This is a genomic window from Burkholderia sp. DN3021, assembly GCF_049805555.1.
Taxonomy (GTDB): Bacteria; Pseudomonadota; Gammaproteobacteria; order Burkholderiales; family Burkholderiaceae; genus Burkholderia; species Burkholderia pyrrocinia_C.
In genome coordinates this window covers 13,758-29,166 of the sequence record NZ_JBNCAB010000030.1, presented here as the reverse complement: position 1 = coordinate 29,166, position 15,409 = coordinate 13,758, and the positions used below count along the sequence as shown (strand labels likewise).

Annotated in this window: 12 protein-coding genes; 3 read left to right on the top strand and 9 right to left on the bottom strand. The window is 67.6% G+C overall.

Annotated elements, in window-relative coordinates; all coding sequences use genetic code 11:
* Positions 1-53: 53 nt before the first annotated feature.
* From bioA to aceK, 6 genes are all read right to left on the bottom strand, one after another.
* Entirely contained in the window at positions 54-1,397 is a 1,344-nt protein-coding gene (gene bioA, locus ACPUER_RS16825; protein ID WP_425131625.1) for an adenosylmethionine--8-amino-7-oxononanoate transaminase, read from the bottom strand.
* Between the two features lie 475 nt (positions 1,398-1,872).
* Entirely contained in the window at positions 1,873-3,147 is a 1,275-nt protein-coding gene (locus ACPUER_RS16820; RefSeq protein ID WP_175963785.1) for a dienelactone hydrolase family protein, read from the bottom strand.
* 107 nt (positions 3,148-3,254) lie between these two features.
* Positions 3,255-3,692: a YchJ family protein gene (locus ACPUER_RS16815; protein WP_175963786.1), complete on the bottom strand. Its 438-nt coding sequence runs from the start codon at positions 3,690-3,692 to the stop codon at positions 3,255-3,257.
* 39 nt (positions 3,693-3,731) lie between these two features.
* The gene (locus ACPUER_RS16810; protein ID WP_175963787.1) at positions 3,732-4,409 is read right to left on the bottom strand and encodes an SDR family oxidoreductase; all 678 of its coding nucleotides are present in this window, start codon (positions 4,407-4,409) and stop codon (positions 3,732-3,734) included.
* Between the two features lie 90 nt (positions 4,410-4,499).
* Positions 4,500-5,267 (bottom strand): carbonate dehydratase, encoded by a 768-nt coding sequence (gene can / locus ACPUER_RS16805; RefSeq protein WP_175963788.1) that lies wholly within the window; start codon positions 5,265-5,267, stop codon positions 4,500-4,502.
* Positions 5,268-5,323: 56 nt separating this feature from the next.
* A complete protein-coding gene (gene aceK, locus ACPUER_RS16800; protein WP_425131624.1) occupies positions 5,324-7,141 on the bottom strand; it encodes a bifunctional isocitrate dehydrogenase kinase/phosphatase in 1,818 nt (605 codons plus the stop codon).
* 303 nt (positions 7,142-7,444) lie between these two features.
* Between aceK and ACPUER_RS16795 the strand changes: the two genes are divergently transcribed.
* From ACPUER_RS16795 to ACPUER_RS16785, 3 genes are all read left to right on the top strand, one after another.
* Positions 7,445-8,521, top strand: a complete 1,077-nt coding sequence (locus ACPUER_RS16795) for an MBL fold metallo-hydrolase (protein ID WP_425131623.1) — start codon at positions 7,445-7,447, stop codon at positions 8,519-8,521.
* Positions 8,522-8,596: 75 nt separating this feature from the next.
* Positions 8,597-10,390 carry an SWIM zinc finger family protein gene (locus tag ACPUER_RS16790; RefSeq protein ID WP_425131622.1) on the top strand — a complete coding sequence of 598 codons (1,794 nt, stop codon included), beginning with the start codon at positions 8,597-8,599 and terminating at the stop codon, positions 10,388-10,390.
* A 32-nt stretch (positions 10,391-10,422) separates the two neighbouring features.
* Complete coding sequence (locus tag ACPUER_RS16785; protein ID WP_175963792.1) at positions 10,423-10,668, top strand: DUF6429 family protein; 246 nt, start codon at positions 10,423-10,425, stop codon at positions 10,666-10,668.
* 12 nt (positions 10,669-10,680) lie between these two features.
* Here ACPUER_RS16785 and ACPUER_RS16780 read toward each other — a convergent pair whose 3' ends face one another.
* The 3 genes from ACPUER_RS16780 to ACPUER_RS16770 all read right to left on the bottom strand — a co-directional run bounded on the left by ACPUER_RS16780 (position 10,681) and on the right by ACPUER_RS16770 (position 15,395).
* Positions 10,681-12,333, bottom strand: coding sequence for an ABC-F family ATP-binding cassette domain-containing protein (locus ACPUER_RS16780; protein ID WP_310135403.1), 1,653 nt, complete (start codon positions 12,331-12,333; stop codon positions 10,681-10,683).
* 189 nt (positions 12,334-12,522) lie between these two features.
* The gene (locus ACPUER_RS16775) at positions 12,523-14,118 is read right to left on the bottom strand and encodes an ABC transporter substrate-binding protein (RefSeq protein ID WP_175963794.1); all 1,596 of its coding nucleotides are present in this window, start codon (positions 14,116-14,118) and stop codon (positions 12,523-12,525) included.
* Between the two features lie 503 nt (positions 14,119-14,621).
* Positions 14,622-15,395, bottom strand: coding sequence for an SDR family oxidoreductase (locus ACPUER_RS16770; RefSeq protein WP_072437339.1), 774 nt, complete (start codon positions 15,393-15,395; stop codon positions 14,622-14,624).
* Positions 15,396-15,409 lie beyond the last annotated feature (14 nt).

Below are 15,409 nucleotides of genomic sequence, written 5' to 3'. Positions count from 1 at the left end.
GGCTGCCGCCCCCTCGGGGGGCAGCGAACGCAGTGAGCGTGGGGGCTGTTTCATCACCTGATCTCCGCGAGCGTGGCGTCGAGCGTGTCGCGCGTGCGCTGCGCGAGCCACGCGATGTCGTCGTCGCTCATCACGTACGGCGGCATCAGGTACACGGTCGTGCCGATCGGGCGCAGCAGCAGCTCGCGCTCGAGCGCGCGTTCGAAGAAGCGCCGCGAGAAGCCGCGCGCCGCGTCGCCGTCGAGCGCGACGTCGAATGCGAACAGCGTGCCGCGTTCGCGCAGGTGGCGCACCTGCGGGTGCGCATCGAGCGGTGCGAGCGCGGCGCGCATCGCGGCCGATTTGCGCGCGTTTTGCGCGAGCACGTCGTCGCGTGCGAACAGGTCGAGCGTCGCGACCGCCGCGCGGCACGCGAGCGGGTTGCCCGTGTACGAATGCGAGTGCAGGAAGCCGCGCGTCGTATCGTCGTCGTAGAACGCCGCGAACACGTCGTCGCGCGTGAGCACGAGCGACAGCGGCAGGTAGCCGCCGCTGATGCCTTTCGACAGGCACAGGAAATCGGGCCACACGCCGGCCTGCTCGCACGCGAAGAAGGTGCCGGTGCGGCCGCAGCCGACCGCGATCTCGTCGGCGATCAGGTGCACGCCGAATTCGTCGCACAGCGCGCGCAGCCCGCGCACGTACGACGGATCGTGCATCGCCATGCCGGCCGCGCACTGCACGAGCGGCTCGACGATCAGCGCGGCGATCCGGTCGCCGCGTTCGACGAACAGGCGCCGTACGTCCGCGAGCGCGCGGCCCGCGACGTCGGCGGCCGTCTCGCCCGGCAGCGCGCCGCGCGCATCGGGCGACGCGACGACGTGCGCATGGCGGATCAGCGGGTCGTACGCATCCTTGAACAGCGCGACGTCGGTCACGCCGAGCGCGCCGATCGTCTCGCCGTGATAGCTGTTCGCGACGCAGACGAATTCCTGCTTGTTCGCGCGGCCGCGGTTGCGCCACGCGTGGAAGCTCATCTTCAGCGCGATCTCGACGGCCGCCGCACCGTCCGACGCGAAGAACGCATGGCCGAGCGTGCGCGCGGTGAGCGCATGCAGCCGCTCGGCGAGCTCGATCGCGGGCTCGTGCGTGCAGCCGGCGAGCATCGCGTGCTCGAGCGTGTCGAGCTGGTCCTTCAGCGCCGCGTTGATGTCAGGGTTCGCATGGCCGAACAGGTTGACCCACCACGAACTGATTGCGTCGAAGTAACGACGGCCGTCGCGGTCGTACAGCCACACGCCCGCGCCGCGCGCGACCGGGATCAGCGGCAGGCGCTCGTGGTGCTTCATCTGGGTGCAGGGATGCCAGACCGCGCGCAGGCTGCGCGCGACCCAGTCGTCGGTGGCTGGCGTACTCAAGGCTACTCCGGAGGGTAAAACGGCCGCGCGGCATCGACGGGATGCCGCGCGGCAGATTCGAAAACGCGCTGAGATTAGCGTGTTCCGCGACACGTTGCACTAGCGGTTACAAACGCCGCAAAGCCTTGCTGGGCGGGAGTTCGGCGCAGTTCGGGGCTGCTCGGAACGGTACGGTTCAGATGCCCTGAAATGAGCGCAGATAACGACGTTAGAGTGACACCCCCCGACAGAAAAAAATCGCGGGACGGGCACGGTGCGATCGCGAAAAATCGGGGATCGAAGGGGCCGGCAAAGCTGGGCGATGCCACGCGCGAACCGCGGCGGCGGAATGGTCTGCGGAATCCGGGGGCAGGCTGCCGGAACGGCAGGCGATGGCGCGAACGCGCGAATACGGCGCGATGCGATCGCGCACGGAAGAACGAGGCGGGAAGCGGGAAGGGAGGCGAAAAAGGCGCGGCGTACGGCCCGCCGTGCGTCAGCGCGAAGCCAGCGCGTGCGTATCGGCGTCGTGCGTGCTGCCGTCGCCGTTGTCGGCCGTCTGCGTCGTGTTTGCGTTCCACACGACGCGGTCGTTGACCGCATACAGCCGGCACGCGCCCGCGCCCTGTTTCGCGCAGTTGTCGAGCGCGAGCGCCATCGGGTCGTCGCCGCCTTCGGCCCACGACCACGCACCTTCCGACGACACCGCGAACGCGCGGCTAGGATGCTGGTTCAGGAAGCGGCGATAGCCTTCGCGGCCGGCTTCGTCGACATACGGCACCGCGTTGACCGCGTCGATGGCCGCATAGCCGGTGGCCTTCGGTTCGTGCGGGTTCGCGACCGCGTAGCGCACCGAGGTCGGCAGGTTCAGCTTCTCGAGGAACGCGTTGACGGCCGGCCACCAGACCGGCACGCCGTCGCGATCGACGATCAGCCGGTGCGCGTCGTCCTTGTAGCGGCCGAAATCGATGAACTGGGCTTGCGTGCCGTGCGACACGTACGCGTCGTGCATTTGCGCGACGAGCCCGGGCGTCCACACCGAATCGTTGTCGCCGTACAGCCACAGCGACCGCACGGCCGTGCGTGCGCCGTACTGGTCGAATGCGTCGACCAGGTTGCGCTGCCAGCCGTCGCAGAGGTCCTGGCGCAGCCCGCCGGAGAAGTTGATGATGCCGCGCACGCCCGGTGCGGCTTCGGTGCCGTACGCAACCGATACGAGGCCGCCGTGCGACGTGCCGGCGACGACGATGCGCGACGCATCGACATACGACTGGCGCGACATGTAGCGCACCGTCGCGTCGACGTCGGCGGCCTGCGCGAGGCCGTTCTTGCCGACGTTGCAGCCTTCCTGCTGATAGGTGCCGCCCGAGCCGGCGAAGCCCTGGCGGTTCGGCGCGATCACCGCATAGCCGCGGCGCACGAATTCGCGTGCGAACGCGAGCGGCCGGCTGCGCGGCTGCAGATGGAGATCGCCGGTGTTCTTGCCGTGGTTGAAGACGACGAGCGGGAATGGGCCGGGGCCGTCCGGCTTGAAGAGCGTCGCCTCGAGCGTGACGGCGCCCGAAGCATCGGCCGGAATGCGGAGGATCTGTTCGTTGAGGCCGGCCGCGACCTGCGGCAGGTTCGAGCCGCCGTAATCGAAGCGTTCGGCGTGGGCGAGCGACCCGCTTGCGGTGCCGGCACCCGTATTTGCGTTCGGCAGCGTACCGGCCTGAGCGGCCGACAGCGCACCGGCCGCCATCCATCCCACCAATACCTTGCTGAACGCCATTCGTAAGCCCTGCCATGCAACATGACCAATCTGACGGCCATCCTAGCCTGACAAAATCAGGTTGTGCAATGCGGGAATTACCCGGCGTCTGACACAGCAACTATTTGTCAGCGTTCGCTTACTTCGCCGTCGACATAGCGCCAGAAACCGTGCTCGTCGCGCTCGAAACGGCTCGTCTCGTGGAGCCGGTAAGCACGTCCGCCAACCTTGTAGCGGGCCACGAATTCGACCTCCGCGTGCCGTTCGTCGAGCGGCACATGGCGTTTTACCGCGAGGCCGAGCCAGCGCGGCGCGTCGGGCGCTTCGGGATCGGTGTCGAGATCGGGCGGGCAGGTGCGCGCGGCCCACGTCGCGCGCAGGTAGCCGGTCGCGCCGAGCACGTACGCGCTGTACCGCGAACGCATCAACTCGAGCGCCGTCGGCGCGGCTTCGCCGCCGTCGATGAAGCGGCCGCAGCAGGCCGCATAGCGCGGGGCCGGCGCTTTGCCGGCGGGAGCAGGGGACGCGCCGCCGCACGGGCACGCGTCAGGTCGGTTCAAATTCATGCGAAACGGGAATTAACGACGCTCGGTTGTGACCGCGGCTCACCAGCTCAGCTCGATGCCGTCGTACTGGAAGAAACGGCCGTTCGCCTGCGACACGTCGGCGCCGGCTTCGGCGATCACGCGGCGCATGCCGGTCACGCTGGTTTCCGGATCGATCGCGGCCTGCGCGCCGCCCATGTCGGTGCGCACCCAGCCGGGATGCAGCGAGATGCACGCGGCGTGGCGCGTCTGCAGCGACGCGATGCGCAGCACGTCGTTCAGCGCCGCCTTGCTCGCGCGGTACAGCCAGCCGGTCGTGCCGGTCGCCTCGGCGATGCTGCCCATCCGGCTCGACACGACGGCCAGCACGCCGCGCGCATCCTCGACGAGCGGCAGCAGGATCGGCAGCAACTGCATCGGCCCGCGCACGTTCGTGTGCATCACCGCGTCGAAATCCTCGGCGGCGATCGTCTCGACGCCTTCGGTGCGCGGCCCGTAGACGCCCGACACGAGCACGGCCGCATCGAGCCGTTCGCCGTCGAGCTTCCAGCCGAGCGCCGCGATCTGCTCGGGCTGCGCGATGTCGAGCGCATGCGCTTGCGCGCCGAGCGCGCGCAGCGCGGCGAGCGACGCTTCGTCGCGCGCGGTGGCGATCACGTTCCAGCCGTCGCGCCGGTATTGCCGGACGAATTCGCGGCCGAGGCCGCGCGATGCGCCGACGATCAGTACGGTTTTCATGTTCGCCGCTCCTTTGCAGTGCCGTGGTGACGGCGTCAGGTCAGTTCGATGCAGGTTGCCATTGCGTTTCCGCCGACGCGGAACGCGCGCTTACTCCGCGTCCGTGCAAGGCTTCAGGGTATCGACCACCGCCTGCGCGACTCCGTTCATTTGCGCGGCATCGGCGGCGACCATGTCGTTGTCGGGCGCATGCTGGCCGCCAGCGGTCAGCGCGGCGACGCAGCGCTTGTAGGTTTCGTCGAGCGCTTCGAAGTTCGACACGGCCATCCCGAGGTTGCGCATCCGGCCGTCGTGCACGCCGTACACGAGCCCGTGCACGGTGAGCGACTGGCCGCGTGCCCATGCGTCGTTGACGATCGTCGTGCGGCACACGTTGACGACCTGTTCGATCGCGTTCAGCTCGATCAGGCGGCGATAGCGCGCCTCGCCCACCGGCCATTCGTCGAGCAGCGCCGCATGGCGCTCGCGCACGTCCTGCACGTGATGCAGCCAGTTGTCCGCGAGGCCGACGCGGCGGTTGTGCAGCGCCGCGTTCACGCCCGAGCAGCCGTAGTGGCCGACGACCATGATGTGCTTCACGCGCAGGATGTCGACCGCGAACTGGATCACCGACAGGCAGTTCAGGTCGCTGTGCACGACGACGTTCGCGATGTTGCGGTGGACGAACACTTCGCCCGGCGGCAGGCCGATGATCTGGTTCGCGGGCACGCGCGAATCCGAGCAGCCGATCCACAGGTATTCCGGCGCCTGCTGGTCGGCGAGGCGCGTGAAGAACTCGGGATCGTCGGCGAGCTTGCGCCTGACCCAGGCGTCGTTGTTGTCGAACAGGTGCGAGAGCGGGTTGACTGGGGTGTTCATCGGTGTGGATTCCGTTTTCGGAACTCGGGTCGATATCGGGTTTGGTGAAACCGGCGTCAGGCGGCGCGCTGCGCGTCGCCTTCACCGTCGTTCTGGTCCGTCGCGCCGAAGCGCGCGGGATAGCGCACGCAAAAACGCAGCGCCGCGTCGTATGGATAAAAATCGGGCAATTCGCCCTGCAGCAGCTTGTCCTTGCTCGTCTGCCACAGCACGGGATCGAAAAAGTCCGCGTGATGCTTCATGAATACGTCCCGCACGCGCGGGTCGCCGAGCAGGAACGGTCCGTAGGTTTCCGGAAAGATGTCGTGCGGGCCGACGGTATACCACGGTTCGCCGGACATCTCGTCTTCCTCGTTGCGCGGCGCCGGCACGCGGCGCACGTTGCAGTCGGTCAGGTACTCGATCTCGTCGTAGTCGTAGAACACGACGCGGCCGTGGCGCGTGACGCCGAAGTTCTTGTACAGCATGTCGCCGGGGAAGATGTTCGCCTTCATCAGCTCCTTCACCGCGTTGCCGTACTCCTTCACGCCGTGCTCGATGTCCGCGTCGGTGCCGTTCTGCAGGTACAGGTTCAGCGGCGTCATCCGGCGCTCGATGTACAGGTGCTTGATCACGAGATTGTCGTCCTCGTATTCGAGCAGCGACGGCACTTCCTTCTCGAGTTCGCGCACGAGCGCATGGTCGAGCCGCGCGAGCGGCAGCGCGACGCTCGAATACTCGAGCGTGTCGGCCATCCGCCCGAGGCGGTCGTGGCGCTTCACGAGCTGGTACTTCTCCATGATCTGCGCGCGCGTCGTTTCCTTCGGCGGCGGGAACTGATCCTTGATGATCTTGAACACGTACGGGAACGACGGCAGCGTGAACACGAGCATCACGAGGCCCTTGATCCCGGGCGCGACGATGAAGCGGTCGCTCGAGTGCGACAGGTGGTGCAGCAGGTCGCGGTAGAACAGGTTCTTGCCCTGCTTCTGCAGGCCGACCGACGTGTAGATTTCCGCCTTCGGCTTGCCTGGCATGATCGTGCACAGGAAGTCGACATACGCGGACGGCACGCCCATGTCGACGAGGAAATACGAGTGCGAGAAGCTGAAGATGATCTGCAGCAGGTCGCGGCGCAGCAGCACGGTGTCGAGCGCGAGCAGGCCCGGGCGCACGTGGCGGATCGGCACCGCGAACGGCAGCACGCGATCGGCATTGATGATGCGGCCGACGATGTACGCGCTCTTGTTGCGGAAGAACAGCGACGACAGCACGTGGATCTGGAAATTCGGTGCTGCATCGAAGTGGCCGAATTCGTCGTGGATCGCCTGCATCACGCACGCGATGTCGCGCTCGAGATCCTCGAACGGCGGCTCCAGCTGAAAATTCGTGACGATGCGCTCGAGCGTGACCGCGAGCCCGTCGGTGCCCGGGTAGTACGCGCGGTAGGTCGGTTTCGCGGCCGGCTCGTCGTTCTCGAGATACTCGGTCGAGATCGCCGGGCGCACGAAGATGAAATCGTTGTTGAAATACGAGCGGTGCAGGATCTTGCAGCACACCGAATTGAAGAACGTCTCCGCGCACTCGGGCTGGCGGTGCGACGTGAGCAGGCCGATATAGTGCAGCTTGATCTGCTGCCAGACCTCGTCGTCGATGTTCTCCGCGTCGTATTCGTCTTCCAGCACCTCGACGCACTCCTGCACGCGATCGTCGTACGACGTGATCCGCTCGCGCGCGAGCCGCTGCAGCCCGTGCCAGTCGGCGCGCTCGAACAGCGTCTTCGCGTCGACGGCCGCTTCGCGGAAGATCCGGTAGTGGCGGTCGAAGTTTTCGAGCATCGTCTGCGCGACGTCGAAACCGATCTGCGACGACAGCAGTTTGGGGAAGTGATTCATTGCGTGCAGGCTCGTTCGGGAGGGACTGTAAGCACTCGCCATTTTAGCGCCCAAGCGGGCGGATCAAAGACTTTGCGGCGACGCGTGGCCGGCCGGCAAGCGGCGGGTTATCCGTCGTTGGGTGCCGTTCGGTGCATCTTCGCGTAAAGATACGGGTACGGAACCGATTCTGACACGAACTTTTTTGACGGGCCGGCGGCCGCCGGGCACGCGTTTCGCGCGACGGCGATAGAATCGACGCACCGCCCGCCGCGGCCTGCCGCCGGCGCGCATTCGCACCGATAACGACGAGACGCCCCACCGATGAACGCACTGGAACACCAACTCGACTATCCCTTCGCCGACACGCTGCCCGCCGCGGGCGACACGTTCGAGGTCGCGCCCGGCGTGCGCTGGCTGCGCATGCCGCTGCCGTTCTCGCTCGACCACATCAACCTGTGGCTGCTGCGCGACGAGATCGACGGGCAGGCCGGCTGGACGATCGTCGATTGCGGGATCTCGTCGGACGCGATCCGCACGCACTGGGAGCAGATCTTCGACACGCATCTCGACGGCCTGCCCGTGCTGCGCGTGCTCGTCACGCACTGCCACCCCGATCACTTCGGCCTCGCGAACTGGCTGTGCGACGGCGGCGACAAGGGCCGCTGGAACGTGCGGCTGTGGATGACGCTCGGTGAATACCTGTTCGGCTGCCTGATGGCGGCCGGCAACGGCTCGAACGCGGGCGGCGCGGCCGCCGCCGATCATTTCGCGCGCCACGGGCTGACCGATCCGGCCGCGCTCGACAAGCTGCGCAACCGCCGCAGCTACTACTCGGATCTCGTGCCGGCCGTGCCGCCGCGCTATCGGCGCCTGCGCGAAGGCGATGCGGTGACGATCGGCGCGCGCACGTGGCGCGTCGTCACCGGCTACGGCCATTCGCCTGAACATTGCGCGCTGCACAGCGAAGCGGACGGCGTGCTGATCTCCGGCGACATGGTGCTGCCGCGCATCTCGACGAACGTGTCCGTGTTCGACCTCGAGCCGGAAGCGAACCCGCTCGCGCTGTACCTGCAGTCGCTCGGCCGCTACGAGACGATGGCGCCCGACACGCTCGTGCTGCCGTCGCACGGCAAGCCGTTCCGCGGTGTGCGTACGCGCATCGCGCAACTGCGCGAGCACCACGACGCGCGGCTCGACGAAGTGCGCGTCGCGTGCGCGGAGCAGCCGATGAGCGCGGCCGACATCGTGCCGATCATGTTCCGCCGCCGCGAGCTCGACATTCACCAGATGACGTTCGCGCTCGGCGAGGCGCTCGCGCATTTGAACCTGCTGTGGCTCGCGGGGGAATTGAAGCGTAGCGAAGACGCGGATGGCGTGATCCGTTTCGCGCGGCATTGAGCGGGTACGCCTGTCTCGGTTCGCCACGCGCATTTGTATAATTTCCGGCATCGAACCGAGTTGATGTCACGGCCCATGGCAGGCAATATTTCCCTCTCCGATGTCATCACGCTCGCGAAAATCCGCACGCTGGCCGATCCGCAGTCCTTCGCACGCGGCAAGGCCTATTTCCACGACGGCGCGGTTTCGCGGCTGACCGAAAGCAACGGTGAACTGTCGGCGACCGTGCGCGGCACGTATCGTTATCGTGTCGAGTTCGCGGTGGGCGCCGACGGCACACTGGACTACGAATGCAATTGCCCGGTGGGCGACGAAGGTGCGTTCTGCAAGCATGCAGTGGCTGTCGCATTGTCGTGGCTCGAAAACAGCGGCGATGAGGTCTTTCGCGAAGACGCGCCCGGGCCGGCGCGTCCGCGACGCAAACGCAAGACCCATGCGGAACTGATTCGCGACTACCTGGAGACGCTCGACGCGGATGCGTTGCGGAGCTGTCTGTTCGACGCGGCCGAGCGCGATCGGTCATTGCGCGACAGGCTGTTGTTCGACGCACGTGCCGCGAATGCCGGCGACGTGGCAAGCCTGCGCGCCGCCGTCCGGCAATTGACGCGTGTGTCGCGGCCGCTCGGCTGGGATGAAGCGCACACGTACGGAGAAGCCCTCTTCGAAGTGGCCGACATGCTGCGACGGCAGTTGGCGGGCCCCCATGCCGCGCAGGTGGTCGAGCTGGCGGAACTGGCGATTGCGGACGCTGAAGCGAGCCTCGAACAGATCGACGACTCGGACGGCAGTGTGGCGCCCGGCATCGGCGAACTGGCCGGTGTGCATCTCGATGCGTGCATCCGGACGCGGCCGGAGCCGGTGAAACTGGCCGAACGCCTGTTCCGCCTGCAGGTCGACGGGCAGTGGGATACGTTCCGCGGCGTGCTGCCGGCCTATGCGGAACCGCTGGGCGACGCGGGATTGAGCCGCTATCGGGAACTGGTCGAGCATCAATGGGCCGCGCTGCCCCCGCTGCCGGCGGGGCGGGACGATCGGCGTTCGTACGATTCGGTACGCTTGAATCTCGAGCATGCGATGGAATCGCTGGCGAGGCACGACGGCGACGTCGACGCGCTGATTCGCATCTGGTCGAAGGATCTGTCGGCGTCGTACCGATTCGCGCAGATCGCGGAATTGTGCGCGGAGCATGGCCGCTTCGACGAAGGGCTGGCATGGGCCGAGCGCGGGTTGCGCGAAGCGGGCGATCGTCGCGATTTTCGTCTTCTGGGCTTCTGTATCGACGAATACTTGCGTCGCCGCGAATTCGATCGGGCCGATGAACTCGCGTGGCAGCGTTTCGACGATCATCCAACGGCGGAAGCATTCTCGGCGTTGATGAAGGTCGCAAAGGTGACGAAGCGACGCGATGCCGTGCGGGAGCGCGCGGTTTCGCATCTGCTGTCTCTCGCGCGGAGCCAGGAAGCGCCGACCCGGGCCGGCCGCGCGCGCCGGGGCTGGCAGCCTTCGGCGCGCACCGAACTCGTCAAGCTGCTGCTTGCGGAAAAGGACGACGCAGCGGCGTGGGACGCGTTTGGCGGCGGCCCGGTCGAGACTGGCGTATGGCCGGCGATGGCGGCCGCACGCGCGAAGACGCATCCTGCCGATGCGATCGCGCTGTATCACCGGTTGTTGCCGATCGCCGTCGAACGCGGGACCGGTGGTGCGCGTTACGACGAGGCGTTTCGCGTCGTGCAGGCGATCGGTGCGCTGCGGGCGGCGCAGCGACAGAAGGCGGAATTCGACATGGAACTCGATGCGGTCCGGAAGACGTATCGGGCGAAGCGCAACTTCATCAAGTTGCTCGCGACGCTCGACGTGCAGCGCGCGTGACCGGCTCGATCGGGTATCGGGATGGAAATCGTATGGAAATCGATACGGCAGCAATCGATGACGCAGTCCTTGCGCTGCTCCAGTTGACTCTGCACGACCACAATCGCGCATGGAAGGGGCTCGATTGGGACGTGTTGAATCGCCTGCACGCGCGCGGTTTGATCGGCAACCCCGTGAACAACGCGAAATCCGTGGTCCTGACCGACGAGGGTTTGCGCGAATCCAGACGCTTGTTCGAACGGCTTTTCGTCGACCCGGGCAGTCGCGGCGAACCGTGACGCCCCTGCGCTTCACCACGCGACGGGTTCGTAGCGCCACCCGTCGCGATGCCATTGCATCGTGTGCGTCGGTTCGAGCGCCGCGAGAAACGCGGCGTCGTGCGATGCGACCACGATCGCGCCCGGGAAGCCGGCCAGCGCGGCTTCGATCGCGCGCACCGATTCGAGATCGAGGTGATTGGTCGGCTCGTCGAGCAGCAGCAGTTGCGCGGGTGAGCCACGCCACAACGCGCACGCGAGCGCGGCCTTCAGCCGTTCGCCGCCGCTCAGCTGTCGTGCAGGCTGCGTCGCGCGCGTCGCGTCGAGCTGCAACAGCGCGAGGCGGCTGCGCAGGTCGCCTTCGGCGAGCGGCGTATCGAGCAGCCCCAACTGCTCGACGATCGAGCGCTCGGGATCGAGCAGCGCGAGCCGCTGGTCGAGATACGCGGCGCTCACGTGCGTCGTGCATGTGCCTGAACGCGGCGCGAGCTCGCCCGCGAGCATCCGCAGCAACGTCGATTTGCCGCAGCCGTTCGGGCCCGTCAGCGCGATGCGCACGGCGCCGCTCGCCGACCACGTGATCGAATCCGAATCCGCATCGCCGGCCGCGCGCCACGGCAGTTGCGCGCGTTCGAGCGTGAATAGCTGACGGCGCGCGCTGATCTCGGTGCCCGGCAGCGACACGAGCACGGGCGCATCGGCTTCGACGCGCGCGGCCGCCTGCTGCACGCGTTCGTCGAGCGTTGCCTTGAAATCGTCCTGTTGGCGCCGGACTTGCCCCATGATGCTGCGCGCCGCACCCTTGCGGCTCTGTTTCGCCATCGACGACAGATTGGCCGTCTTCGCATCGCGCAGCGAGCCGGCCGCGTGACGCTGGATCGTGTCGTGTTCCTGTTCGAGCCTGCGCCTGACGCGTCCGCGTTCGGTGCGCGCATGGTCGAGTGCTGCTTGCGCGGCATCCTGTTCCGCGTCGCGCTGCGCGCGGTAGAACGCGTAGTTGCCGCCGTACGAGCGCACGCGTTGCGGTGTCAGCTCGACGATGCGCTGCACGCCGGCGAGCAGCGCGCGATCGTGGCTCACGATCACGAGCCCGCCGCGCCAGCCGTCGAGCGCCGCGCGCAGCCACGCACGGCCCGGCGCGTCGAGATGATTGGTCGGTTCGTCGAGCACCAGCAGGCCGGCGCCGGACAGCAACGCGCCGATCAGCGCGACGCGTGCGAGCTGGCCGCCGCTCAGCGCGTGCGCGGGCATGTCGGGACGCACGTCGTGCAGGCCGGCCGCGCCGAGCGCCGTGTGCAGCCGCTCGGCGAGATCCCAGCGATCGCCGATCAGGTCGAAGTCGTGCGGCTCCGCGCGGCCGTTCGCGAGACGCGCAAGCGCGCCGAGCGGCGCATCGAGCGCGGCGATTTGCGCGACGGTCCGCGGGCCGGCCGCAGCGTCGTCGTCGTGCCGTTGCGCGACGTAGACGACCGGCGCATGCCGGTCGATCGTCCCCGAACTCGGCGTGCAGCGGCCCGCGATCAGCTGCGCGAGCAGGCTCTTGCCGATGCCGTTGCGGCCGACGATGCCCGTCGGCGTGCGATCGATGGAAAGGTCGAGCGAATCGAACAGCGTGAAGCCGTCGTCGAAGCGGAAGGAAACGTGATGAAGCGCGACGAGCGCGCCGGTGGGCGTGGCTGCAGCCATAAGCACCTCCGAAAATGCGTGAAGACCTTCGCGCGGCGTGCGGGGCACGGCGGCGAAAACATTTTGGGAAGGCTTAGTTGTTCACTTTGGCTGGCGTCCGGTATGAGGAATAGGAGCGGAGTGTAGCAAGCGGGGTGCGCGGGCCGCAAGCGAGCGGCGCGAACGCCGTCGCTTGCGCGCCACGCGCGGTCACTGCACGGCGACCGTCGTGAAGTTCTGCCGTCCGAACGGGCTCACGCGATAGCCGCTCACGTTCGTGCGCGTGAGCGCCGCGGCGGTCGGGTAGCCGAGCGGGATCCACAGCGCCTGGTCGTGGATGATCTTCTGCGCGGTTTCATACAGCTTCGCGCGCTTGGCCTGGTCGGCGGTCGACTTGCCGTCGGCGATCAGCTTGTCGAGCTGCGCGTCGCAGAAGCGCGCGAAGTTGATGCCCGACTTTACCGCGTTGCAACTGAACAGCGGCGACAGGTAGTTGTCCGGATCGCCGTTGTCGCCGGCCCAGCCCATGAACAGCATGTCATGTTGGCCGAGCTTTGCCTGCTTGATCAGCTCGCCCCATTCGATCACCTTCACGTCGGCCTTCACGCCGATCTTCGCGAGGTCGGCTTGCAGCAGCTCCGCGCCGACCTTCGGGTTCGGGTTCAGCACGCTACCGGTCGGGCGCGTCCAGATCGTCGTCGAGAAGCCGTTCGGGAAGCCGGCCTGCGCGAGCAGCTGCTTCGCCTTCGCGGGATCGTACGCATACGGCGCGACGTCCTTCGCGTAGCTCCACGTGTTCGGCGGATACGGGTTGCTCGCGGCCGTCGCGGTGTTGTCGAACACGACCTTCAGGTAGGTCGCGCGATCGAACGCGAGGTTCAGCGCCTCGCGCACCTTGTCGTTGTCGAGCGGTTTCTTCTGCGTGTTCAGCGCGACGAACGCGGTCATGAACGCGGGCGTCTGCACGACCTTCAGCGCGCTTTCGCCCTTCGCGGCGAGCACGTCCTGCGGCTTCGGCGACAGCGCGATCTGGCATTCGCCGGCCTTCACCTTCTGCAGGCGCACCGACGGGTCGGGCGTGATCGCGTAGATCAGCCGGTCGACCTTCGGCTTCGCGCCCCAGTACGTCGGGTTCGCGTCGTAGCGGATCAGCGCGTCCTTCGTATAGCTCTTCAGCACGAACGGGCCCGTGCCGACCGGCTTCGCGTTCAGGTCGGCCTGCTTGCCGGCCTTCAGCAACTGGTCCGCGTATTCGGCGGAATAGATCGACGCGAAGCCCATCGTCAGGATCGGCACGAACGTCGCGTTCGGCTCGTTCAGCACGAATTTCACGGTGCTGTCGTCGACCTTCGTGACCGACTTCACGAGCTTCACGAGGCCCATCGACTGCGCGTGCGGGAAGCCGCTCGCGCCGACCACCTTGTGCCACGGGTTCGAATCGTCGAGCATCCGCGTGAACGTGAACACGACGTCGTCCGCGTCGAGCGCGCGGCCCGGCTTGAAATAGTCGGTGGTCTGGAACGCGACGTTCGGGCGCAGGTGGAACGTGTAGGTGAGGCCGTCGGCGCTCGCGTCCCATTTGTCGGCGAGCGCGGGCACGACCTTTTTCGCGGCTTCGTCGTACGACACGAGCGTGTTGAAGATCACGTCGGCCGATGCGTTGATCGTGACGAGCGAGTTGTACTGCACGACGTCGAAGCCGTCCGGGCTCGATTCCGTGCAGACGGTGAGCGGTTTGGCGGCGGCGAGGCAGGGGGCGGCGAGTGCGGCGGCGACCGCGGCCGCGGCGAACAGCTTGACGTGCATAGGATCTCCCACGTGGCTTGTGCTTTTTGCTGGGTGACGGGATGCGGGCGCGGCCCGGAAGCGGGCGGGGCCGGCGCGGCTGGCGAACAGCATACCGGCAAAGCGCGCGGCGCGTGAAAAAAGGCGCCGGAACGCGGTGAATTGACCGAAAAACGGCTGCGTTCGCGACGGAACGGGTGTTGGGGCGGCGCGGAGGTGCGGGAGGCGAGGCTGGCGAGACGGTGAACGACGGGCGACCGTGAAGTCGGCGGCGTACGCGCGGATCAGCAGGACCAGCAGGATCAGCAGGATCAGCAGGATCAGCAGGATCAGCAGGATCGGCAGGATCGGCAGGATCGGCAGGATCGGCAGGATCGGCAGGATCGGCAGGATCGGCAGGATCGCGGAGGCGGTGCGCGACGGGCGGCCCGGCCGGAAGGAAGCGGCCTGCGCGGTGCAGGCGCGGCACTGCGCCGAGGACGAAATACCGGCGCGGCGGGCGACCTACCGGGTGCCCGATGCGCTCAGTGCGCGCCGGCCTTCGGCTTGCGCGGCGCCTTCTCGAACAGGCGGTCGTACAGCCAGCGCGGCAGCACGTGCAGCACCTTCGCGACGACGCCCATCTGCCACGGAATCACGCGGAACGCGTGCTGCCGTGCGATCGCTTTCGCCGCGCGCGCGGCGAAGCGGTCGGCGTCCATCAGGAACGGCATCCGGTACGGGTTGTGCGCGGTCATCGGCGTGCGGATGTAGCCGGGCGCGATCGTCACGACGCCGACGCCGGCCGGACGCAGCTCGACGCGCAGCGATTCGAGATACTTGATCGCGGCCGATTTCGACGCGCTGTACGCGCCGGAGCCGGGCAGGCCGCGCACGCCGGCGACGCTCGCGACGCCGACCAGCGTGCCGTGGCGCGCGGCCGTCATCGGGCCGACGAACGGCTCGAACGTCGCGACCATCCCGTAGTAGTTGATGTCCATCACGTTGCGGAACGTCGCGAGATCGCCCTGGCCCGTGACGGCGCCCTGGCTGATGCCCGCGTTCGCGATCACGACGTCCGGGCAGCCGTGCGTCGCGATGAACGACGCGGCGGCCGTCGCGAGCGCGTCGGCGTCGCGCACGTCGGCGGAATAGACGGAGATGGACAGCTTGGGGAAACGCCGCGCGAACGCATCGAGCGCCTCGGTGCGTCGCGCGACGAGCGCGAGCGTGGCGCCCTGGCGGGCGTATTCCTCGGCCATCGCGAGGCCGAGGCCGCTCGACGCGCCGGTGATGAAGACCTTCAGCGGAGTAGTCATGCCGGCGCGCGGGC

Coding starts and splice junctions, on each gene's coding strand:
- ACPUER_RS16770 (WP_072437339.1), bottom strand. CDS start 15,395: ATGACTACTCCGCTGAAGGTCTTCATCACCGGCGCGTCGAGCGGCCTC.
- ACPUER_RS16775 (WP_175963794.1), bottom strand. CDS start 14,118: ATGCACGTCAAGCTGTTCGCCGCGGCCGCGGTCGCCGCCGCACTCGCC.
- ACPUER_RS16790 (WP_425131622.1), top strand. CDS start 8,597: ATGGCAGGCAATATTTCCCTCTCCGATGTCATCACGCTCGCGAAAATC.
- aceK (WP_425131624.1), bottom strand. CDS start 7,141: ATGAATCACTTCCCCAAACTGCTGTCGTCGCAGATCGGTTTCGACGTC.
- ACPUER_RS16820 (WP_175963785.1), bottom strand. CDS start 3,147: ATGGCGTTCAGCAAGGTATTGGTGGGATGGATGGCGGCCGGTGCGCTG.
- ACPUER_RS16795 (WP_425131623.1), top strand. CDS start 7,445: ATGAACGCACTGGAACACCAACTCGACTATCCCTTCGCCGACACGCTG.
- ACPUER_RS16810 (WP_175963787.1), bottom strand. CDS start 4,409: ATGAAAACCGTACTGATCGTCGGCGCATCGCGCGGCCTCGGCCGCGAA.
- can (WP_175963788.1), bottom strand. CDS start 5,267: ATGAACACCCCAGTCAACCCGCTCTCGCACCTGTTCGACAACAACGAC.
- ACPUER_RS16780 (WP_310135403.1), bottom strand. CDS start 12,333: ATGGCTGCAGCCACGCCCACCGGCGCGCTCGTCGCGCTTCATCACGTT.
- ACPUER_RS16785 (WP_175963792.1), top strand. CDS start 10,423: ATGGAAATCGATACGGCAGCAATCGATGACGCAGTCCTTGCGCTGCTC.
- ACPUER_RS16815 (WP_175963786.1), bottom strand. CDS start 3,692: ATGAATTTGAACCGACCTGACGCGTGCCCGTGCGGCGGCGCGTCCCCT.